21 protein-coding genes are annotated in these 23,275 nt (G+C 42.1%); 12 read left to right on the top strand and 9 right to left on the bottom strand.

Features of this window, described 5'->3' with window-relative positions; genetic code table 11:
* Positions 1 to 106 precede the first annotated feature (106 nt).
* Positions 107 to 1,240, bottom strand: a complete 1,134-nt coding sequence (ald, locus tag PODO_RS01305) for an alanine dehydrogenase (protein WP_038568222.1) — start codon at positions 1,238 to 1,240, stop codon at positions 107 to 109.
* Positions 1,241 to 1,521: 281 nt separating this feature from the next.
* On the bottom strand, positions 1,522 to 2,748 hold the full coding sequence (locus PODO_RS01300) for a Zn-dependent hydrolase (protein ID WP_038568219.1): 1,227 nt from the start codon (positions 2,746 to 2,748) through the stop codon (positions 1,522 to 1,524).
* Positions 2,749 to 2,968: 220 nt separating this feature from the next.
* On the opposite strand from PODO_RS01300, the gene PODO_RS01295 reads away from it, so the two are divergent.
* From PODO_RS01295 to PODO_RS29785, 4 genes are read left to right on the top strand one after another with little or no spacing between them, the layout of a single operon-like run.
* Positions 2,969 to 4,027, top strand: coding sequence for a glycosyltransferase family 2 protein (locus tag PODO_RS01295; RefSeq protein ID WP_036687258.1), 1,059 nt, complete (start codon positions 2,969 to 2,971; stop codon positions 4,025 to 4,027).
* Entirely contained in the window at positions 4,024 to 5,151 is a 1,128-nt protein-coding gene (locus PODO_RS01290; protein WP_038568217.1) for a polysaccharide pyruvyl transferase family protein, read from the top strand. Before PODO_RS01295 ends, PODO_RS01290 begins: the two co-directional genes overlap by 4 nt.
* Entirely contained in the window at positions 5,126 to 6,673 is a 1,548-nt protein-coding gene (locus PODO_RS01285; RefSeq protein WP_038568214.1) for an MATE family efflux transporter, read from the top strand. The genes PODO_RS01290 and PODO_RS01285 overlap by 26 nt, the downstream gene beginning before the upstream one ends.
* Before the next feature lie 19 nt (positions 6,674 to 6,692).
* A complete protein-coding gene (locus PODO_RS29785) occupies positions 6,693 to 8,009 on the top strand; it encodes a glycosyltransferase family 2 protein (RefSeq protein WP_052096714.1) in 1,317 nt (438 codons plus the stop codon).
* Here the strand turns inward: PODO_RS29785 and PODO_RS01275 are convergent.
* Positions 7,995 to 9,095, bottom strand: a complete 1,101-nt coding sequence (locus PODO_RS01275) for a threonine aldolase family protein (protein ID WP_038568211.1) — start codon at positions 9,093 to 9,095, stop codon at positions 7,995 to 7,997. The genes PODO_RS29785 and PODO_RS01275 overlap by 15 nt on opposite strands.
* Before the next feature lie 157 nt (positions 9,096 to 9,252).
* On the opposite strand from PODO_RS01275, the gene udk reads away from it, so the two are divergent.
* The 3 genes from udk (at position 9,253) to PODO_RS01260 (ending at position 12,056) form a co-directional block, all read left to right on the top strand.
* A complete protein-coding gene (udk, locus tag PODO_RS01270; RefSeq protein ID WP_036687251.1) occupies positions 9,253 to 9,879 on the top strand; it encodes a uridine kinase in 627 nt (208 codons plus the stop codon).
* Positions 9,880 to 10,025: 146 nt separating this feature from the next.
* Positions 10,026 to 11,618 (top strand): spore germination protein, encoded by a 1,593-nt coding sequence (locus PODO_RS01265; protein WP_038568207.1) that lies wholly within the window; start codon positions 10,026 to 10,028, stop codon positions 11,616 to 11,618.
* A gap of 207 nt (positions 11,619 to 11,825) precedes the next feature.
* On the top strand, positions 11,826 to 12,056 hold the full coding sequence (locus PODO_RS01260) for a hypothetical protein (RefSeq protein WP_235219548.1): 231 nt from the start codon (positions 11,826 to 11,828) through the stop codon (positions 12,054 to 12,056).
* Between the two features lie 30 nt (positions 12,057 to 12,086).
* On the opposite strand, the gene PODO_RS32250 is transcribed toward PODO_RS01260, so the two are convergent.
* From PODO_RS32250 to PODO_RS01240, 5 genes are all read right to left on the bottom strand, one after another.
* Entirely contained in the window at positions 12,087 to 12,362 is a 276-nt protein-coding gene (locus tag PODO_RS32250; protein WP_367946839.1) for an ArsR/SmtB family transcription factor, read from the bottom strand.
* Between the two features lie 88 nt (positions 12,363 to 12,450).
* Positions 12,451 to 13,482 carry a LacI family DNA-binding transcriptional regulator gene (locus PODO_RS01255; RefSeq protein WP_036687244.1) on the bottom strand — a complete coding sequence of 344 codons (1,032 nt, stop codon included), beginning with the start codon at positions 13,480 to 13,482 and terminating at the stop codon, positions 12,451 to 12,453.
* 164 nt (positions 13,483 to 13,646) lie between these two features.
* The gene (locus PODO_RS01250; RefSeq protein ID WP_036687243.1) at positions 13,647 to 14,480 is read right to left on the bottom strand and encodes a carbohydrate ABC transporter permease; all 834 of its coding nucleotides are present in this window, start codon (positions 14,478 to 14,480) and stop codon (positions 13,647 to 13,649) included.
* The gene (locus PODO_RS01245; RefSeq protein ID WP_036687240.1) at positions 14,480 to 15,322 is read right to left on the bottom strand and encodes a carbohydrate ABC transporter permease; all 843 of its coding nucleotides are present in this window, start codon (positions 15,320 to 15,322) and stop codon (positions 14,480 to 14,482) included. The genes PODO_RS01250 and PODO_RS01245 overlap by 1 nt, the downstream gene beginning before the upstream one ends.
* A gap of 156 nt (positions 15,323 to 15,478) precedes the next feature.
* Entirely contained in the window at positions 15,479 to 16,861 is a 1,383-nt protein-coding gene (locus PODO_RS01240; protein ID WP_036687237.1) for an ABC transporter substrate-binding protein, read from the bottom strand.
* A gap of 333 nt (positions 16,862 to 17,194) precedes the next feature.
* Here PODO_RS01240 and PODO_RS01235 point away from each other — a divergent pair, with 333 nt between their 5' ends.
* Genes PODO_RS01235 through PODO_RS01225 form a run of 3 tightly spaced genes read left to right on the top strand, consistent with a single transcriptional unit; the run spans position 17,195 to position 20,323 of the window.
* Entirely contained in the window at positions 17,195 to 17,845 is a 651-nt protein-coding gene (locus PODO_RS01235; protein ID WP_052096712.1) for an N-formylglutamate amidohydrolase, read from the top strand.
* Positions 17,811 to 18,959: a hypothetical protein gene (locus PODO_RS01230; protein WP_141240316.1), complete on the top strand. Its 1,149-nt coding sequence runs from the start codon at positions 17,811 to 17,813 to the stop codon at positions 18,957 to 18,959. Before PODO_RS01235 ends, PODO_RS01230 begins: the two co-directional genes overlap by 35 nt.
* 14 nt (positions 18,960 to 18,973) lie before the next feature.
* The gene (locus PODO_RS01225) at positions 18,974 to 20,323 is read left to right on the top strand and encodes a bifunctional folylpolyglutamate synthase/dihydrofolate synthase (RefSeq protein ID WP_038568200.1); all 1,350 of its coding nucleotides are present in this window, start codon (positions 18,974 to 18,976) and stop codon (positions 20,321 to 20,323) included.
* Here the strand turns inward: PODO_RS01225 and PODO_RS01220 are convergent.
* The gene (locus tag PODO_RS01220; protein ID WP_038568197.1) at positions 20,318 to 21,115 is read right to left on the bottom strand and encodes an ATP-grasp domain-containing protein; all 798 of its coding nucleotides are present in this window, start codon (positions 21,113 to 21,115) and stop codon (positions 20,318 to 20,320) included. The two genes, PODO_RS01225 and PODO_RS01220, sit on opposite strands and share 6 nt — an antisense overlap.
* A 362-nt stretch (positions 21,116 to 21,477) precedes the next feature.
* On the opposite strand from PODO_RS01220, the gene PODO_RS01215 reads away from it, so the two are divergent.
* Positions 21,478 to 22,371 (top strand): carbohydrate ABC transporter permease, encoded by an 894-nt coding sequence (locus PODO_RS01215; protein ID WP_036687229.1) that lies wholly within the window; start codon positions 21,478 to 21,480, stop codon positions 22,369 to 22,371.
* Complete coding sequence (locus PODO_RS01210) at positions 22,368 to 23,246, top strand: carbohydrate ABC transporter permease (RefSeq protein WP_038568194.1); 879 nt, start codon at positions 22,368 to 22,370, stop codon at positions 23,244 to 23,246. The genes PODO_RS01215 and PODO_RS01210 overlap by 4 nt, the downstream gene beginning before the upstream one ends.
* Positions 23,247 to 23,275: the final 29 nt, after the last annotated feature.

Here is a 23,275-nt window from a genome sequence, read left to right as displayed (position 1 = left end):
CGTACTGACAAACTTCCACCCGATCTCCTCCGCAAGAAACGCCAAACAGCAAGCTCCCCGCAGAGAGCTTGCTGTTTGGCTCATTCCATTATGGAACGTGTTTATTTTAGATCAATGTGAATGTCTGCTCCATGGCTTGCTCAACCGAATAAGGTGTCTCACCCAACGCTTCGGCAACAGCTTGGCAGGTGATTCTGCCATTGGCTACATTCACGCCGCTTCTTAGGCCGTCATTATCCTGAATCGCCTTGATCACACCTTTATTGGCAATTTGCAGGGCATATGGAACTGTAACATTTGTTAAGGCAATAGTTGAGGTCTTAGGAACAGCGCCCGGCATATTAGCCACGGAATAATGCAGCACGCCGTGTTTCACAAACACGGGATTATCATGTGTCGTCACTCTGTCGATGGTTTCTACAATGCCACCTTGGTCAATGGCCACGTCAACGATCACTGATCCCGGCTTCATAGTCTTAACCATTTCTTCAGTAACCAGCTTCGGTGCTTTGGCACCCGGAATTAACACGGCACCTACCAGCAGATCCGCTTCAGCCACTGCTTTGGCAATATTATAAGGGTTAGAGATCAACGTATTGATCTGTGCTCCAAAAATGTCATCTAATTGACGTAGTCTCTCCGCACTGAGGTCAACTATCGTAACATCTGCACCTAAGCCAATAGCCATTTTAGCTGCATTAGTACCTACTACACCGCCGCCAATAATACTCACTTTACCTCGGCTAACGCCAGGAACACCGGAAAGAAGAATACCTTGTCCGCCGTAGTTCTTTTGCAGGAACTGCGCTCCCAATTGGACGGACATCCGGCCAGCTACTTCGCTCATCGGTGTTAACAGCGGCAAGGTGCGTCCATGAACAACCGTCTCATATCCGATCGCAAAGACACCTTTGTCTTTAAGCGCAGCAGCCAAGGCAGGCTCTGGAGCAAGATGAAGATACGTAAATAGAATAAGGCCTGGACGGAAATAGGGGTACTCCGTTGCCAATGGTTCTTTTACCTTCATCACCATTTCAGCGGAGCTCCAGACTTTTGCTGCATCCTCAATCAGTTGTGCTCCGGCAGAGACATACTCTTCGTTAGGAAATCCGCTGCCAACACCGGCTCCAGCTTCTACGAGCACTTGATGACCTTCAGTAATTAAACTAACTACACCCGCAGGGGTTATGGCAACACGATTTTCATTGTTTTTAATTTCTTTAGGTACTCCGATAATCATCATTCATCTCTCCCATCTAATGTAGATCCCTTATGTAAAGAATGATAACATATGATTAGCATTCCCATTTTGTTAAAAAATTAAAATATTATCTACCATGATTGTGTTTTTACACAAAGGATCTGACTTAACTGCCCATTAATCTTTAACCACTTTGGTACTCAACACAACCATCTTTATTATCTCATAAAAAAAGACACCCTATAGAGTGCCTTTTTGACGATTTTGTATGAAATTAAAGCGACTACCATATCGCATAATGTTATATTAAGTTACATGGACTATCTTGATAATAACAACATCACTGTTTCTAACACTACATTTACCCCTTTTTCGCAGTCTTCATAAGAGGTTAGTTCCTCTTCACAATGGCTTTTACCATTCACGCTAGGCACGAACACCATTGCGGATGGCAGAAAGCTGGCTACGAACTGTGCATCATGCCCTGCACCACTTGCGATCTTTCGACTGGAATAACCTAAGGTTTGAGCCGCTTGCTCCACCAAATCACACACATTCTGATCAAACCACACCGTATCTCGGCCCCAAAGCTTAGTTTTGCTTACTTCACAATCCAGCAGTTGCTCTGGCAAACCGTTAATAATGGCTTCCACTTCACGCACAATCTCCATATCTTTATGTCTGGCTTCAATGGTGAAAATCACTTTATTGGGAATGACGGTATGGATATTAGGAAGCACATTCATTCTGCCCATGGTATACACAAGCTCGGAATCGAGCGCCCCCAGCTTGCTCCGCAGCTCAATAATCAGGTCTGTGGCAGCAAACAAAGCATCTTTGCGCATCGCCATGGGGGTTGTGCCCGCATGATCAGATTCTCCCGTCACCTCAATCTCGTAACAGGCCATACCAACTACACAGTTAACCAGCCCAATCGCCAGCTCCTCTTTTTCAAGAACAGGTCCTTGCTCGATATGAAGCTCCAAATAAGCGGTGGCTTCGGTGATACGATTGCTCATTTCTCCCTTATATCCACTCTTCTCCAGCGCTTCACCAAAGCTAATGCCCGCTGGATCCTTTTTGTTCAACATAACACTTTTATCAAACTTTCCGGATAGCACACCAGAGGCCATCATCGATGGCTCAAAACGTGCCCCCTCTTCATTCGTAAAATTCATAATCGTCACCGGAACCTTCGGCTTAATCCCGTGATCTACAAGCGTCCGCACAACCTCTAGACCCGCGATAACCCCTAGGACGCCATCGAATCTGCCCCCTTTTTTCACAGTATCCATATGCGAGCCAATCACAATCGGAGGCCCGGAAGTTTCGCCTGCCAATGTGGCATACATCGTCCCCATATCATCCATCTTCACAGACATTCCGAGCTCTTCACAACAGGCACGAAAATACTCCCGAACTTTAATATCCTCTTCGGTCAGCGATAATCGGGTCACGCCATTTTTATCTGTACGCCCATAATCGGCAAATGCCTCGATTGTATTCTTCAGTCTCTCACCGTTCACGAATATTTTTTGCAGCTGCATCCCAGATCCCTCCGCTTCGAACGTTTTGTTGGCTTTCTATCTATGTTAAACCAAACCATAATATTTTCATTTTACATATTGTAATAATTATTATTCACATGATGCTACAACGAGTAGAGCCAGCAATAAGTAAACTAAAGTAGTATATACAATCTTTTCATACGAGGGGTAAGCTTAAGATAGCTTATCATCCCGTTTTACACAGGAAAGGAGCGAGCCCATGAATCTAAGCCTTGTGATCCCGGTATACAATATAGAGCAGTATATAACCCCTATGTTCAATTCACTCCTTGACCAAAGCGATCCGCATTTCGAGGTCATCATCGTAGATGATGGTTCTACGGATAACACTTACAACGTTATAGAAAAGATTCTTTCGCGTAATCCCGGCCTTTTCTGTAAAGTCATTCGAACGGAGAATCATGGAGTAAGCGCGGCTAGAAATAGGGGTTTAGCTGAAGCCACAGGTAATTATGTTCTTTTTGTAGATGGAGACGATTATGTCTCCGCAGACTTGGTCTCAACCCTTCAGTCTTATACCCAAGATGAACAACCCGAGATTATTTGCTGGGGTTATAATCATGTCTCCGAAGGCAGAGAAACTCTATTGAGCTGTACCTCTGATTTCAGCGACGTGACGGGAAGTGAAGCACTGGCGCGGATTTTCGTGAACAAGAGCTTGCGAATATGGACAGGGAGTATCGCTTATAAGCGAGAATTCCTACTTCTCCACGAGCTAGGTTATACAGAACGCTGTGTGAATGGAGAGGATCAAGAGTTCATCTACAAAGCCTTGTCCAGAGCGGCCAGAGTCATCTCAATCCCGGATATACTATCATTTTATTTACAGAGAAACTCCTCCATCTCCAACAGCTATAACGTGAATAAATTTGATGTAGTGGATGCTTTTAAAAGGGTGGATGAATATTTCAAAACCTATCCCTTTGCTGAACTAGATACGATCTCCCCATTGTTAATGAACCGGGAGCTGATTGAGAACTACTTTTTCAACCTCAAAACCTGTCTAAATGGTACGGAAGGGGTAAGCATTCAGGAATTACTTCGTGACATCAACCATACCTATCCCAAGCTCAATCAAGAAATGGATGAACTCATAAGACGTTATAGAGGAGATAATCGCAGATTAACCCTTTATATCAGAACATTTTTAATCTCCCCGCTTCTATATCACAGATTCATCTCTGTGGAGAGAAGCTTATCCAGGTTCAAGCGCAACCTACTTAAAGGGAACGGAACCCGAAAGGAATCTAGAATATGAAAAAGATGCTGATATACGCCTATACCGAATTTAATCTGGGTGATGATCTATTCATTAAGGTGCTATGCGAAAGATATCCGGATACCAGATTCAGAATTTGCGCACCACGCCTCTATAAACAATGTTTCAAAGAGCTCCCTAACCTCAAAGTGTATCCTTCCGATTCCCTTCTTCTAAGAGGCATTGGCTATATTTGCAGGAAGCTAAAGATACATAATGTGGCTCACAAATATCTGGCAGATCACTCAGATGGCGTCGTTCATATCGGCGGCTCGATTTTCATGGAGGCAGACCACTGGGCAGAGCATTTCAAGAATGCAGAAGTCATTCGTAATCAAAATAAGCCTTACTATCTGTTAGGATCTAATTTTGGCCCTTTTACAAATCAAGAATACTATGATGAGCACAAGCGGATTTTCAAGGATTATACAGATATATGTTTCAGAGAACAGTACTCTTATGATTTATTTAAGGATCTGGATAATGTCCGCTTAGCCCCAGATATTATTTTTCAGCTAGACCCGCCAGATATTCCAAACGAACCGGAGGATTACATCGTCTTATCCGTTATTAAACCTTCTGCGAAAGGTCTGAACGGTTTTGACAACCTCTATTATGAAAAAATGAAAGAACTCGCAATTTATTTCATTGAAAAAGGTTACGCGGTTCATTTCATGTCATTTTGCGAACACGAAGGCGATCAACTGGCAATTGAAGAGATTCAGCGCCTTATCGGTCCCTCCTACAAGGATGCTATGCAAGTGCATTTATATAAAACGAACATGGAAGAAGTATTGTCCGTGTTAGCTAATGCCAGATCTATTGTGGCTTCAAGATTCCATGCAATGATTCTGGGCTGGGTATTTAATAAACCGGTATTCCCCGTAGCCTACAGCAAAAAAATGATCAATGTAATGAAAGATGTTGGGTTCACAGGTCTGTATGCCGATTTCAATACGCTGGAACAGGTCCAGCCTGCACAGATTTTTGAAAGTATGATCACCTGCTCTATGGATGTCACACTGCAAGCAAAACAAGCCGAAAGGCATTTCGAGCACCTAGATACGTATTTATCGCTTTACGAAAGGGGGATTCGTTATGAAAGCCAAACGGAGCATTCTTAACTTATCCTTTGGACTGGGAAGTCAACTCATCACGATCATCCTCGGTTTTTTTATACCCAGACTGATAATGGTCAACTATGGCTCTGAGGCCAATGGGTTGATCGCTTCGATTGTGCAGATTATTAGTTATTTGGCGCTGCTGGAAGCAGGTGTTGGAGCGGCCTCGATCCAAGCGCTTTATAAGCCGGTAGCTTCGAATAATAAAAACAATATTAACTCTATTCTGGCTGCCACCTCCAGCTATTATAAAAAAACAGGCATTTACTATTTCTTCGCCGTACTGCTACTCGCCATCGTGTACCCGCTGGTGATCTCTTCTGAGATCGATAAATTATCGATTATGGTCATTATTTTGCTTACAGGGATGGGCGGAGCGATCAATTATTATTTTCAGGGAAAATTCAAGGTCCTGCTCGCTGCGGAGGGAAAAAGCTATGTAGAGACTTCTATTGTCACTGTGGCTAATATTATGAACAGCCTGATCCGGATTCTGTTATTACTGCAAGGTGTGGACATTATTGCCGTTCAAGCTTCCTATTTTATCTTAACCTTACTTCAAATTATCGCTTTCTATATTTATATGAATAAGAATTACAAGTGGATCAACCTGAATCTCAAACCAGACTATGAAGCCATTGGTCAAAAGAATTCCGTATTAGTCCATGAAATCTCCTACTTGGTGTTTAGAAATACGGACGTACTCATATTAACCATCTTTACGAATCTAAAAATCGTCAGTATCTATGTTATGTACAATATGATTTTTACGATCGTGGATAATATCGTCCAGACCATAAACGGAAGTGTGAAGGCTGCCCTCGGGCAAAGCTACCATGAGAGCAAAGAAGCATTTATTAAATTTTATGATGCTTACGAAGTGTATTTCATGGGGCTTATCTTCTCGATTCTAACGGTGGCTTACATTTTGATTTTACCCTTTATGAAATTGTATACGGCTGGGGTAAACGACGTGAATTACATTGATATGTGGCTGCCGATCCTGTTCGTAGTCATCAAATTATTAACCAATGCCAGAACGTCTTCCAATAATGTGATTACCATCGCTGGACATTTCAAAAAAACACAAAACCGTTCCATTCTGGAATCCGCCATTAATCTGGTGGCTTCTATTGTCTTCGTAATCTTCATGGGAATTTACGGTGTACTAATGGGAACGATAGCTGCCCTCTTATACCGCTCCATAGATATTGTAATCTATGCCAGCAAACATTTACTGGACCGCAGTCCTTGGGTCACTTTTAGAAGATGGCTCACGAATGCAGTAGTTTTTGTAGGCATTATTCTAATCACCACCGCCATCGACATCCCGATCCATTCCTATCTGGGGCTTATGATCTGGGGTGTACTTCTAGGATTTGTGATCTTGCCTGTATATTTCGTAATCGGCTCTTTAATGGAACGGGAAGTCTTCCTCTATACATGGGAACATCTCAAAAAGTATCGATATAAACTCAAAAATAAAATTAACGCTCAGCCTGAGGTAAGTGGTTTATCCAAATAACACAACAGGAGGACTGGAAATGGATCATAGCGAGGTTTTGCAGCAAGCCTGTTACGTCTTTTTAAATGACCTAAATGATGAAATAAACCATTCACCCACCATCCAAATAGATGATACAGAACTATTGCAAAGATGCCGCCAGATCATAGATCAAGAACAAAATGTACAAATCAAACCTTATCTGGAAACCTTATCTGAGGTTATTCATGCTTATCTCACGGGGAGGGCTTCAGAGGATACCTTGAAATTCTATTTATCTGAACAATTCAGCATTGTTGCCAGCGATATCGCAGGTTTAATTCAGGGGTTGGTTAAAATGGAAAGCCGCATTTCGGATACGGAAATTTCCTATCCAACGGTCCAGTCCTTAGCCGATTCCCCCAAGATCAGTGTCATTATCACTACCTATAATAGAAAAGCATTCCTATACCAAGCGATCCAAAGTATCTTAATGCAGGACTATCCCAATAAAGAGATTACAGTGATTGATGATTGTTCTACAGATGGCACGGAAGAGTTAATGCAGCAACACTTTGGGGCGGAGCCACGGGTCATTTACATGCGCAATGCTACCAATAGCGGACCTGGAAATAATCGCCGAAAAGCTTTCGCTGCACATGGTGATGGGGAATATGTTCTTTTTCTCGATGATGATGATTATCTGATCGACATGAATTATTTCAGTAAAGCGGTCCGCTTCCATCTCCTTCATCCCGAAATTTCATTTGTAGCTGCGAATGTGTTCCTGGAGTATTCCAAAGCCAAACAACTAAAAATCTCCAATCTGCAGCTTAGCAGCATTATTAAGAAACGCGATTATTTCATGAATTTTGAGAAAAAAGGATATCCAAAACCCGCCTCTACTTTAACTACTGTCTTTAAACGAGAGGCCTTAATGGCTATGGATATCCTAGATATGAATATGGTCAACGATGCTTCCATCTATTTGCGTTCCCTGCTGGTAGGTGATGCGGGCTTCATTGATGTGATTGCCGGCGTGTACAGAATACACGGGAATAATATCACCTTTAATCTGAGCCAGGGATTCTTAATTGAGAATCTGGAAGAAAAGAAACTCATTAAGAATATGGCCGTGCAGAAATATGGATATAACGCACAGGAAATGACGGAATGGTTCAACCATAATGCTTACGATACGATCTCATACTATTTATTAAATTCTGCAAAAGATGCTACAGACTTTAAATTCATGTACCATTGGGCGCTTAACCATTGCCCGCTGATCTACAATCAATTAAAAAATGAGTTTCGCATGAAGCTTATTAAAAAACAATTATTACGAATCTCCTTACTCCGTACGTTACTCGGCAGATGATTCGCTCATTAGCTTATCGAGCAGCAGAAAAAACTCTCTAAGCTTTTCTTTTGGGATGTCGGCATACTTGTCTCCAATGCTGATCTCACAATAAGAAGTATGTTCCCCGGTAGCTCTTATTCCCGCGCTTAAACCGATTCCTGTCGCCTCATACACCGCTGACAGAATCGGTTCAATTTGTTCCTTAGACATGTGAAAATGCATGTGAAACATATTGGAGACAGGTTGAGCGGGCAGAGTGGTTACGTCGTGACATTGATTAACCCAAGCAGCAAGCTCCTTCGCGCCTTCATAATACTGCTGCATCCTGCCCTCTCTTTGCCGGAAATAATAATCAGAAGAAATGATGTACGGATATAAGCTGATTAAGTCTCCACCATGCCGCCGTTTCCATATCTTTGATTGCTTCGTAAAGTCTTCGCTGCCTGCAAGAATTGCCCCGGCGATTCCTCCAATTCCTTTATAAAAGGATATATACACACTATCAAAGAGTGCAGAGATTTCAGCTGCTGACTTCCCGTAATACGGAAGAATCTCAAATAATCTCGCCCCATCCAAATGCAATTTAATGCCGCGTGCACGGCAATGAGCAGAAATAGCTTCAAGCTCCGTGTACTCTGGCAGCTGACCACCAATCTCGCGCTGGGGTAATTCCAGCAACAGACAAGCGATATCGTCCTTTAGATTCGCCACATCCTCCAAAGTGATTAATCGGTCCTTATCCGCAAGCAAGATAGGCTCAATATGATGTAATTCCTTCATGCCATCCTGCTCATGAATCTCCAAGTGGCATAAGGGATGATAGGCTACTTTTTTCACCTCTTTTTCATCGCACCAGATTCTTAAAGCGATTTGCTGCGCCATCGTTCCGCTCGGAAAGAAAACTGCGGTTTCTTTGCCCAGGATATTCGCCATTTTCGTCTGGAAATCTTCAATCACTTCGCCCGTTCCATAGATATCAGATGCCATACTGTTCTCTACGGCTGCCAAGGCTTCCTTCAACACTTGCACATCTCTATTCCCATTCCCTGCGATTCGATAGGCCGTTTCATTAAAAGCCTCTTGTACTGATTTTTTTCCGTTCATTCGTTGAATAACCCCTTCCGGATTTGCCTTGTCCCTAATATAGACGAATTTCCAAAAATCCCATCTTAATTTTACCCGATCTAAGGTGAAAAAACATGAGCGCTGTGCTACAATATTGGAATTGCAACGGCAATCTTAGGGAGGGTTATTGAATCACATGCTCATTATTGGTATCGCCGGCGGCACCGGCTCGGGAAAAACAACCGTAGCCCGCTCCGTCATTGACCGTCTTGGAACGGGAAAGGTAACTTTCATATCTCAAGATAACTACTATAAGGATCACTCACATCTCAGCTTTGCTGAACGTGAATCCATTAATTACGATCATCCTTTCGCTTTCGATAACGAGCTGCTCATTGAGCATCTTAAATCTCTGCGTGAAGAACAGACCGCATTCGCTCCCGTGTATGACTTTACAGTCCATGCCCGCTCCACTACAGAGACGGTAGAACTGAAGCCAAACAATATTGTAATCATTGAGGGACTCCACGTCCTTTCTGACGAGAATCTCCGTGAAATGCTCGACATCAAGGTATTCGTGGATGCCGATCCTGATGTGCGTATTCTCCGCCGGGTCCTTAGAGATATTGAAGAACGTGGACGGAGCATCCAGTCGATCCATCATCAATATTTGAGTACAGTTAAACCTATGCATGAAGCGTTTATCGAACCATCCAAAAAATACGCTGACCTGATCATCCCTGAAGGTGGCCATAATGAGGTTGGTATTCAGTTGTTGTCCATCCTAACGGAGAAGCATTTATATAACGATTGGACGTCTTAAAGTCTTAATTAAGCGCTTCTAGCTAGCTGCAGAGAATCTCTCTGCGGCTTTTTTGGTGTGTATGAACCCATCTATGGTTCAGAATAATCCCACCTCATTATGGTAATAGCTATATTTACAGCACCAGCGGAAGAGGGATAACAACTATGGGATTTCTGAACAGAACAATAACAAAAGTTTTTAAGAACCCTTCATTAGGGCACCCCAACCCCACTAAAGAATTACCTAAGGAACCTATTAAAGAAAAACTTCAAGATAATATTCAATATATAAAAACAACACTCGGCAATAGTACAGATCTTGTGATTAGAGAATTCTTTATTGGTTCCAAACACCAGATTAAAGCAGCTATTTTCTATACAGATGGATTGGCGGATAGTAAAGCTATTCAGGATTTCATTCTGGAATCACTAATCTTAGAACTTCCAGATCCAAGTCTTGATACACAAACAGCCAACTATCAATTATTAAAAGATCACATGCTCACTGTAGGGGATATTAAAGATGCGACGGAGTTCAATTCTTTATTCACCTCTCTATTATCCGGAGATGTGATCCTCTTACTCAATGGATATACCAAAGGGTTCACCATAGGCATGCGTGACTGGAAAGACCGTGGCGTAACGGAAAGTGCCACTGAAACGGTGATTCGTGGACCAAAGGAAGCCTTCACAGAAAGCTTACGCACGAATACCGCATTAATCCGGCGGAAAATAAAAGACCCCAATCTTTGGTTAGAAACACAGCAAATTGGACGTGTAACACAGACAGACGTAGCCCTCATGTACATCAATGGCATTGTTAGTGATGAGATTCTGCAAGAAGTACACTCACGTTTAGATCGGATCGACATTGACGGTATCCTGGAAAGTGGCTATATCGAAGAATTAATCGAGGATGAAACCTATACCCCATTTCCAACCATCCATCATACGGAACGTCCTGACGTTATAGCTGCTGCTCTTATGGAAGGAAAAGTAGCCATATTAGTAGATGGGACTCCTATAGTAATGACGGTGCCTACCTTATTCGTTTCCTTCATGCAGACAGCGGAAGATTATTATCAACGTGCCGATGTCAGCACCTTAGTACGGATGCTTAGATACTTCAGTATTTTCATTTCACTACTAGCCCCATCTTTGTATGTAGCTATTACTACCTTTCATCAGGAGATGCTGCCCACAACCCTGCTGATCAGTCTAGCTGCACAACGGGAGGGCGTACCGCTTCCAGCATTTATTGAAGCACTCTTAATGGAGCTTGCCTTCGAGATTATAAGGGAAGCGAGTGTACGAATGCCTCAAACCATAGCCCAATCTGTATCCATTGTAGGCACCCTGGTGATTGGGACTGCGGCAGTTGATGCCGGCATTGTTTCTGCTGCCATGCTTATTGTCGTCGCTATTACTGCTATCTCCAGCTTTGTGCTGCCATCCTTCGATCTTGCCCTGACCATCAGAATGCTCCGTTTCCCGATGATGTTCCTTGCTGCATCTTTTGGTTTGTTCGGAATCATCATCGGGGTTATTGCGATAGTTCTTCACATGTGCAGCTTACGTTCCTTTGGCGTTCCTTATTTGAGCCCGTTTGCTCCCTATAATCTCGCCGATCAAAAGGACACCTTTTTCCGAATGCCGCATTGGGCTATTTTTACCCGCCCTAAGCTAATCAATAAAAAAAATATCGTTCGGGAAAAGAGCACACCACCGGAAAAACCGGGAGATCTCACAGAGGAATAGCCCCTGAAACCTTGACCTATGAAGTGATAAATTGGAGTGAACAAAACCATGTATAACATCGCAAGGCGCATATCTGTAGGTGGAATCTTTGAGTATCGAGTGTTAACCTATTACTACACTTGGTTTTGTTAAGCGCAGTAATGTTCAGAAGAGCACTGAGCAAAGACTTAATATCACGAAACTAGATGGTTTGGGAGGTTGTGAATATTGGGTATAGTAGTGATTCTCATAGTTGTAGCCATTATAGCAGCCATTGAAGTTCCCCTGATGTGGAGGAAAAAATTAATCAAGGAGATGTGGATTTTCTCATTTCTTCTGTTGCTGGGAACTTTCTTCAGTCTTATTAATGCGTTACATATTTCGTTCTCTAACCCACTGGGATGGATGATATTTATCTATAAACCCGTCTCGGATATGGTAAATGCCTGGTTATCCTAAAATGGGACTGAACCATTCCCTTGAGATGGCTTAGTCCCCATGATTAAACGACGTTGCCAAATCAGCAAGCGCCCTAAAGTTTGTTGCTAGCCGTTCACGCGCCAGCCAGTAATAAACTTCCTGGCCTCTCTTTTTATGGTCAACAATGCGGGCATCCCGTAGGATTTTGAGATGATGTGAAATCGCTGGCCTGCTTATTTCGAATTCACCTGCAATTTCCCCAACATTCAGCCGACCTTTATTCCCTAATAACGTAACAATCCGAATCCGAGTAGGATCACCAAATGCGGTGAGAAACCGTGTGATGCTGTTGATATCGTTAGGTTTAATCTCTTGCGGTTCTATCTCCCCACCCCGATTCGTAAATAAACTTAAACATACTCACTTGTTGAAACTACAATAAAGACCTCGTAGATTCTCTAACTATTAATTCTGCCGGGAAAATCTGATGCGCATGATTAACCTTCTTATTGATGAGATCAAAGAGAATCTTAATCGTCGCTTCCGCAATCTCTACTACCGGCTGTTTGATGGTAGTAATAGAAGGATTATAATAGAAGGAAATATCCAATCCGTCATAACCAGCAACCGAGTAATCTTCCGGGACTCGCTTGCCCGCTTCAAATATCGCCTTACAGGCGCCGATAGCCATACTATCTGATAAGGTGAAAATAGCGGTGAACTCTTCTCCTAACTCTAGCAATTCTTTTGTAACCGCATACCCATTTTCCATACTGTAACTGTCGATATCTTCTTTCATCCGCCGCACTAGCCGTTCATTATAAGCGATTCCATGATCAGCTAAAGCCTTTTTATACCCTTCATATCTCAACTTACCGATACTTACATCTTCTTCTGGTGCAGTAATGACCGCGATTTTCTCATGCCCTAGATTACATAGATAGTCGACAATTTTATAACTCTCATTAAAGTCATCTACAGATACAGAGGAATAGTCGCTCAAATCAAACTCTTCCGTCATCCCAATCGTACTAAGGACAAATGGAACCGTTAATTGCTGTAATTTCTCTTGAGAGTGTGAGAATAACCCCCCTAAGAAGACAATTCCCTTCAACCGTTTTTCTTTCTCCAGCTCAATCGCCACTTCGATCTCATCTTGATTCTCATCAACTCGTTGTAGGATGAAGGAGTATTTCTTGCGTTGAATCTCTTTTTCGAACACTTTGATCATCGGGCTAAAAAATGGATTGGATATCCCTTTAATCAATACTGCAATCGTTTTCGAATCAGAACGTTTTAAATTTCTTGCACTGTTGTTCGGAACATAATGATTTTCTTTGATAACCCTCATAACCATCGCTTTTGTTTCTTCATTAATATCCGGATGATTGTTAATAGCCCTTGATACAGTAGTCACGCCAACACCGCATAATTTGGCGATGTCTATAATAGTCAGTCTCTCCATTTCTATCTATCCTTTACTTGTTAGTATCTATCAAACTCCTTAATCCTTATTCAACTTCATAGTCAAAATAAGAAAGCAGGGGATTCCTGATGGTCACCCATCAAGAAAAACACCCTACTCGCTTCTTACATGAATATTAATTTATTTAACGAGGTAGATCAAGCTTAACCCTTAACCGCACCTGCAACGACACCTTCGATGATGTACTTTTGACAAGTCAGGTAGAAAATGATGATTGGCACAATAGCTAAGACCAGCATCGCCATCATAGCTCCCATGTCAATCGATCCGTATCCACCTTTTAGGTACTGGATCGCAATAGGAATCGTTTTATATTCTGTACCAATCAGCAGGTCTGGCAATAGGAAGTCGTTCCATACCCACATTACATTAAGGATAGCTACAGTTACAGCAATAGGTTTCAGGATGGGCAATACCACTTTAAAGAAGGCCTGAGGTGGATTACAGCCATCAATCATTACCGCTTCTTCAACTTCAAGCGGGATAGACTTCACAAATCCGCTAAACATAAACACAGACAGCCCTGATCCAAACCCTAAATAGATTAAGATAATCCCAATCGGATTGTCGAGATGCAGCACGTTTGCAGTCTTAGTCATTGTGAACATAACCATTTGGAAAGGCACGATCATCGAGAATACAAACGCATAATACATCATACCTGTGAATTTGGACTTCACCCGGGTAATGTACCATGCAGTCATGGAAGTAAATAACACGATCACAGCCACCGAGCATACCGTGATAAACAAGGACATTCCGAAGGCACTGAAAAAATCAATCTTTGCTACACCACTAGTATAGTTCTTTAAACCAACAAATGTAGTCTCATTAGGGAATAAGAACGGCGTATCACTAATGTAGAACTTACCCTTGAAGGAGTTCATCAGAACAATAAAAATAGGAGATAAGAACGCAATGGCCAAGACCAACAAAATGGTGAATATGGAATAATCTTTTGCTCTAGTCTTTTGCATTAGTTCTCAACCTCCTTTCTTCTAGTAATGACAAGTTGTATTAAGGCGATTAAGGCTACTAAAGCAAAGAATACGACGGCTTTCGCTTGACCGACACCTTCCCATCCTGATTTTCCGTAGAATGTATTGTAGATGTCCAGTGCTAACATGGAGGTCTGCTTAGACGGAGCACCAGCGGTTAATGCTAAGTTCTGGTCAAACAATTTAAATGAATTGGATAAGGTTAAGAATAAACAAATAGTAATGGACGGCATTACGAGTGGAATAGTCACATTACGCAAAATCTTAGAACGTGAAGCTCCATCAATTCTTGCGGCTTCTACTATATCTTTAGGAACATTCTGAATACCTGCAACATAGATAATCATCATGTACCCTATCAATTGCCAATTCATAAGAACGATTAGTCCCCAAAATCCGTACGTTGCATCAGAGGTCAAAGTGACACCAAATTTGTACAAAATCCCATTAAAAATCAACTGCCAGATGTATCCTAATACGATACCGCCTATCAAGTTAGGCATAAAGAAGATCGTTCTAAATACGTTGGTACCTTTTAGCTTTCTAGTTAACAACATCGCCAAGATGAAGGCGAACACATTAATAGTAAGAACAGATAAAACTGTGAATTTAACGGTAAAACCTAATGCATTTAGAAACTCTTGATTCGAAAAAGCTTTAGCGTAATTGCCAAACCCTATCCATGTTGCATCATTGACTGTAGTAAACTCTGTAAAAGACAAATATATACCCAAAAGAAAAGGGATCACAAATGCAATTCCAAAGGCTATTATGGTCGGTAATGCAAAAAGAGCAAAATATTTTTTTATCGATTTTTCCATGGAGTCTTCTCCTATCTCAGTATGGAAAATGATGAAACGTAGCAAGATCCACTCAAATTGTTGCTTAGTGCCACTGAATCCCGAGGGAGCCCAGTGGCACTAAGCTTTTATCTGTATGACAACTGAGAGTTATTCAAGCATCTTTCCATGCATTTATTATTTTGCTTTTTCAGCCTTCCAAGTGTCCTTGAAGATGGTTACAACTTCATCCCAAGTTTTGTTTCCTTGAGCGTATTGCAAGAGGGCATCACCAAAGACGTTTTTGAATTCTTCACTTGGGAATGCTGCGAATGTCCAAGCTACAGAAGTAAGATCTTTTTCCATCCAAGCAGATACTTCTTTAGCAAGTGGATCTGCTGGTTTTTCGCTGTCTTCAAAGGTATTGAATGGAGCGATGAAACCTAGATCGTTAGTTACATAAGCTTTACCTTTTTCACTGGAGAACAACCATTCCAAGAAAGCGATAGAAGCTTGTTGGTTCTCAGCAGATACTTTGCTGTTGATTGCGAAATAGTTTTCTGTACCTACAGCCAGACCTTGTTTTTCTTCGCCTTCCATACCGGTGTAAACAGGCAAGAATTTGATTTCTTCAGCTTTAACTACGTTACCGTCAACATCGTTGATTTGTGACCAAGCCCAGTTACCGTTTTGAACCATTGCTGCGTTACCTAGTGCAAATTCAGCCATGGAGTCAGCTACGGATTTACTACCCAGCAAGGATTCTTTAGTTACAGAGTTCTTGATGTACAGATCGAAAATATTTTTAAATTTATCGTTGTATTTGAATTCAACTTCTTTAGAAGCTAGACCCGCAAGAACGGTGTTGTCAAACTCAGTATTGTCTTTGAATTCATAGTACAGCGGCAAGTTTGCAAGGTGAGTCTGCCATCTCCATTGCTCGCCAGCAGCGAGGGAAGTGGAGGCGAATACACCTTTAATGCCCAGTTGGTCTTTTTTAGCCGTCATATCTTCTACTACTGCCTTCAAAGTATCGAAGTTATTGATCTCAGTTGTGGTGGAGATCGATACCGCTTTATCAGCCAAAGCGAAGTATTTCTTCATAATTGCGTCGTTGTAGATGATGCCGTATCCTTCAACTACGTAAGGGATACCATACACGCCTTCACCTTCAGTTACAGCCAAGCTTTTGTCGGACAGATAGCTGTAAAGCTTAGTATCTTTCAAATCCAAGGTGTAATCTTTCCAGGATTGAAAACCAACAGGTCCGTTAATTTGGAAAATAGTTGGCGCTTCAGACTTGGAGATTTCGGATTTCAATTTAGTTTCGTAAGTACCCGCAGCAGCCGTTACGACTTTTACCTTAACTCCTGTTTCTGCTTCGTAATCCTTAGCGATCTTTTCATATATTTCTGCAATCTCAGGTTTGAAGTTCAAGAAATAAACTGACCCTTTTTTACCAGATGTAGCGTTTCCATCATTGGATGCAGAATTATTTTCTTTATTCCCACATCCTGCCGCTAAGACAACAACCATAGACATTACTAACATGAGCCCTAAATATTTTTTGATATTCTTCATTCTTCTTCCCCCTCGTACTTTTTATTAGATTACTTCGCATGAAGACGTTCCGATGCTCTCAGTGAAAATTATGTCAGCGTTTTCATTTGCTTAAGTAATCCCCAGCCTACTTTTTGGTATCCTTATCGGTATCCTTATCGGTAACGTTTTCAATTGAAATATTAGCACACCATTTTGAACTTTTCAATAGCTAATCTTTTAGAATCATTTTATGGAAAAACTGCCCACGGCAAACCTTGCAAGCGTTATAATAGATTCATCCTTATTCATGAATGGTGAATGCTTAGGACATACTAATGGTTAACGACCCATTAAATAACTATGAATAGGTGATTGCATATTTTATCTCTGATCGAACAGTATGAGCTACAATTCTCCAATAATAATTATTTTGGCGATATCGGGGTAGATCCCTCCTACTCGATTGTAGAAGGCTCCCTTCCTGTACTTGTCTCAGCTCCACATGCCATTAACCATTTTCGAGAACATGCTGTAAAACCAGCTGACATGTATACAGGCTCCCTTGCCCTCTTGTTACAAAAGCTCACTAATTGCTACTGTATTTATTCAAAGAGCTTCTCCAAAGAAGACCCAAATTACATCTTAGGCGGAGAATATAAGGCTGCGCTACGAGCGCTTGTCAAAGAACATCGCATTCAGTTTGTGATCGATCTGCACGGGGCTTCCAAACTTCGGGAGTTTGATATTGATCTAGGGACTCTGTACGGAACCTCTATACGAGAAAATAATTTAAATGACGTCGTAGGCATCTTTAACAATAATGGTATTACCAAAGTTCGACAAAATCATACATTTTCCGCATCCCATCCTGGAACGATTACTTCATATTGCGCTAAAGAATTGTTAGTTCAAAGTATTCAAATTGAAATTAATCGAAATTATCGTAACCCGAATGCGTTTGATTTATTCCAAAAAACCATTCATTCCCTTGAACAAATCATTAAACTATTGGGCGGTGTCTGACATTATTATCGAGCAAACCTTTACTATTCTAGACAAACAAAGCCTTCAACCTCGTGAAGAAATCACAATGAACTCTGAAGAGTTAAAGGAATTAGGTTTAGTCCAGCATATCTTCGTTGATCTTACAGCAGAGAATGGTGTGAAAGTCAGCTGTTTAATTTTATCGGCAGATGAGGTGCCAAGAGGTTCAATCCAATTATCCAAGCGGGCAAAGGACAAGCTTGGGGACTGCCTCACTACAGGATTAACTATAACGAAGCCAGAATACGACACAGTTCTTCGGGGAATTCCTAAAGTGGACGAGATTGCCAAACCCTATGTAAAAGCCTGTCCAGCACTCGTCCGTAAATATACGAATCAAGTGGAACTAATCAATCCCACAAACGGCTTCCGGGTAAACCTAACTTTACGAGAAGATAGCACAGCCAAACCAAATACCCTTTACTTCAACAGATACATCATGTTATTGCTTGAAACCCATTCCGAGGGGCATGACCCATTAATCATTACTCGCGCTAGGACGCGTTCCCAACCCAAGCCAGGTATACATAAACTTATCAATCAACTGATCCGACGGCCCTTAAGTGCATTAGGGAACTTTTTTATTGGCAAAAGAGAGCTCACCCTCAGAGTGGGCCATCCTTACCCTTTTGATGAGCACCAGAATTTATGCAGAATTCATCCGAATGTTAGAAAACTGCTAGGCATGGAAGAAACAGATCAGATCGTGATCTCCTATAATTCAAAACAAATCACCATCCCCATCTTAGACATCGATACGGAGCATATTGCCCAGTCGGTCAAGCTTCATGCGGATAATGAGCAGCTTAAATTTATCGACAGCCACTTATTTATCGGAATCACCGCCTTATCGCGTAACGAGTTAGAAATTCCAAGCATCGGCACATCAGTTACCGTAAAAAGAAGTATGTACTCCTTATTCCTAAAGCACTTAAACAAACTGGTCTTACCTGTTATCGCTTTGTTGTTCACCATAGTACAGCTATATAAAGATTTGAACTGGAGCATCGCTCTGACCGTCATCATTTCTCTTGTGTTACTTCCGATTATCATCTACACAACACTATCTGAGGAACGCGCCAAAATTAATTAAATGGAGGGATTTCCGTGGAATTCACTTCACAATCCCAAGTTGAAGATATGATCTACAGCTCTTATCTAAGAGCCATTAACAACATTACACAAACTTTGGATGAAGAAGTTAGAAAACCGGAGTTAACCAGAGTATTACTGGATGCAGTTGGAAGTCCGGATCGTAATCAAAAATACATACTGGTCACAGGCAGTAAAGGTAAAGGCTCCACCTCTAGATTTATCTCCTCTCTGTTAAGTCACTTGGGATATAAAGTGGGGTTATTCACCTCCCCTCACCTGGTGGATTTCAACGAAAGAATCCGGGTCAATGGGCAGGCAATAGCCACCGAAGACTTTGTACGATTAGGTAATGTAATTCGCGGGGGCTTCCACCAGATTGAGGAGCAGCTTGCTGCTGACGAATATCAAGGTCCGGTTGGGGTTGCTTTGGCTATTGCGGCTTTGTACTTTAAGGAGAAGGGTACAGATATCAATGTGATTGAATGCGGTAGAGGGGGAAGGTTTGATGACACCAATGTCCTGAGCAATGACTGGGCTGTCATTACCCCAATTATGGAAGAGCATGTAGCCCATTTGGGACCTGATCTGAACAGCATTACACTGCATAAGCTGGGGATTGTCAAAAACAACACAACAAATGTCTATGTTAGCAAACAGAAATCGGGAGTTCTTGCGATCATGAAGGACAACCTCTCCTCCAACCCTGTGCAATATTATGAAGAACAGTTTTTAGCTGAATCTATCACAACCACTTCTATCGGGACTACTTTTGATGTCCGGACGAAGCAAGCCATTTATCCATCCTTGACCCTCCCGCTATTGGGACAGTTTCAAGCGGTCAATGCTGCCAGTGCAGTGTCACTTTGTGAAGAGATTACAGGGGGACCCCTTGATCAGGAGATCGTACATCACTGTTTTGAACAATTACAATGGCCGGGGCGTTGTGAAGTTATCTATCATGATCCACTGACGATTATTGACGGAGCTATTCATAGAGATTCTGCAAGCTATCTGGCTGAACTTATTCAATTAGTGAATCCTGAGCGCAGCCGTACCGTCACATCCATCATCGGTGTCCCTAAGGATAAAGATTACACAGGGGTCCTTGAAGTCATGAGCACAGTCTCGGATCAACTAATCGTAACCAAACCCGATATAAGCCATCTAATTTTCCCTACGGATGCCCTGCTAATCGCCAAAAGTTTTCTCAAAAAAAGTTCCGAATTCCCTTGTTTAGAGGATGCTCTTACGTATCTTAAAGAACAATCACCTTCGGAGATTATTGTAATCGTGGGTACGCAAACTCTAATCGGAAATGCCAAAAGATTATTCGGGCAATCGCTGCTGAATATCGGCTTATAACTGATTCATACGCTGAAGAATAACTTCCCTGTAAAGGTCTGAGAGGCCAGGTACTTCACTTGGATTTTGCTTGCAATATTCATCTAACATCACCTTATGGTTAACCTCAATCACCATCAAGCCTTGATTTGTCTCTAAGATATCTACTGAGCAGAAATCAAGGCCCAGCGCTTTAGAGGTCCGGGAGGCAAGCTCCGCCAGCGCCTCTTGTTTGGCCTGATCTTTCACCTCAATCGTAACAGCCCCGTTAATCAAATTATGCTTCCACGAAAGAACTCTTTTTTTGCCAAGGAATACACGCGCCTGATGATTAAAGGTTACAATTCTATACTCAATCTCCGCTTCATAATAAGGACCTATTGCCCCATTAAGCTGTAAAGAAAATAATAAATCGAGCTTTTCGTGCAGATCGGCTATCTCATTGATTTTGTACACATGCTTTCCCTGCGCCCCGTTATCCTGCTTCATAACTACCTCCCCATTGCACGCTTGGAAATAACGCTCAGCCAATGGATAAGGATTCAAATTGCTAAATTTGGAGTCAGGATGCGGCAAATAAATATGTTCTACGGCTGGGATATTCGCCTTATGCAAAACATCATAAGTTAGAGATTTACTCATGGCAATAATCGTAGAAGCACTGTTGTTTAGTCCGATCTCAGCGTCTACCATCACAAATGATTTCACTCCATCTGTCGCTCTATATACGAAATTTGGTGTAATTTCCTCAAAGCTAATCCCTGAGGCTGTAACAGAATGCTGGATCATTTTTAAGTAAGGTCTAGTCGTCATTCAGTTTCCTCATTTCTAACAAAATATGACCAAACCTAATCATAGCATGAGAAATATCAATAAAAAATAATAACATTACGTTATAATAGTTAACACATTCATCCCTTGAATCTTGTTTTAGGTCCGTTTTTCACAAAAATCGCAGAATATATGTTACGTTTAATGACTGATAGCGCTTTTATAGATAAAATAAGTGTTGATTATTTAGTGATCATCCTCTATGATAAGCTTATTAAAGCGAATCAAAAAGTTAAAGCGGTTAAACTTTAATCTCTAGGCGCCTAGTATTATTGCTAATTAATAGTGTTAGTTTGATTAAAAGTTAAAGCGCTTATACTTTTAAAACGAGAGGTTGGTGTGTCATGATCAATCGCGAGAACAGGCGGCAGACGTTCTACATGTATCTGTTCATTTCCCCTTGGATTATCGGCTTCCTAGTATTCGCCCTTTATCCTATCTTATCATCGCTTTACTTCAGCTTTACTGATTATGACATCATACACCCACCTAAATTTATCGGGCTCGCTAACTACACAGAGATGTTTCACAATGACCTGTTCTGGAAATCAGTGGTTGTCACGCTGAGATATACCTTCATCGGTGTACCTATCCAGCTTGCACTCGGTCTTGGCTTTGCGCTATTGCTCCACCAGACCATTCCTTTGCGCGGCTTTTTCAGAACAGCAATGTATTTTCCAAGCATGGTATCCGGCGTGGCCATGTCCCTGCTGTGGTACTGGATCTTTAACCCGCAGATCGGGCTCTTCAATTACATCCTTTCCTGGTTCGGCATTCATGGACCGGCTTGGCTGATGAACCCAGACACTGCACTATATGCCTTGATCATCATGACTTTCTGGACAGCAGGCTCAGGAATGATTTTATTCCTCGCAGGTCTGCAAGGCGTACCGGCTAGCTTGATCGAAGCCGCTAACCTTGACGGTGCCGGGCGCTTCAGAATCTTCCTGAACATTACCTTACCGATGATCTCTCCCGTGCTGCTCTTCCAACTGATTATGGGACTGATTGATTCCTTCCAAGTCTTTACCCAAGCTTTTGTCATGACTCAAGGGGGGCCGAATTACTCTACCTGGTTCTATGTCTATAATCTCTACACCAGCGCTTTCAAAGAATATCGTGCCGGTTATTCCTCAGCCTTGGCATGGGTGCTCCTTATCGTAGTTATGCTCTGCACCGCACTAATTATGAAATTGTCTAACCGTTATGTTCACTATGAAGGAGGCGGACGCAAATGAGTACAGTCAGAGCGCTAAGCCCCCGGACTAAAGGAACAAAACGCCGCCGGAAAGCGGAGCCTGTTAAGATTTTCAGCTTTATTACTCTAGTAGTTACAACATTTCTGATGCTGCTTCCTTTGTTCTTCATGGTCTCCACTTCACTTAAGTCCAAACGCGAGATGCTGAAGTTCCCACCCACCTTTCTTCCGGAGAGCTGGCAGTGGAGCAATTACACAGAAATATTTGATACCCTGCAGTTCGGTACTCTTTATAAAAACAGTCTGATTATCGCCGGCTTTAGTGTTGTGGGAACCTTGATTTCTTCGGCGCTGGTTGCCTATGGATTCGCCAGATTCAGAGGTACAGGTAATCAGGTGTGGTTCATCCTGCTGCTGAGCACCATGATGTTACCCTATCCGGCCATTATGATTCCGCAATTTGTACTCTTTTCGCAAATGAACTGGATAGATACCTTTTTACCCCTGATCGTGCCTGCTTTCTTCGGCTCAGCCTATAATATTTTTCTGCTGCGCCAATTCTTCTCCACATTGCCTGAAGAGCTGTTTGATGCCGGACGCATTGATGGCTGTGGTGAAATACGGATGTGGGCTACCATAGCAATCCCACTCTCCAAACCTGCACTTGCGACCGTAGCTATCTTTGCTTTTATCTACAACTGGAATGATCTGCTTACGCCAGTGCTTTACTTAAGCTCATCAGATAAGTTCACGCTACCCGTCGGGATGGCTTCTCTTACCTCATCGAGGTTCCGCATTCCACCTTGGCATCTGCTAATGGTTGCTTCGGTTCTAGCTATGGTCCCAATCGTTACGCTGTTTGCTGTAGCCCAGAAACAGTTCGTCGAAGGGATTGTACTTACAGGGATTAAGTAATAATCCGCCATCCGGCGGCCAAATATACT

The sequence above is a fragment of the Paenibacillus odorifer genome (assembly GCF_000758725.1).
GTDB lineage: Bacteria > Bacillota > Bacilli > Paenibacillales > Paenibacillaceae > Paenibacillus_AQ > Paenibacillus_AQ odorifer.
The sequence above is the reverse complement of the archived record's forward strand: the minus strand, read 5'-3'. Positions and strand labels throughout refer to the sequence as shown.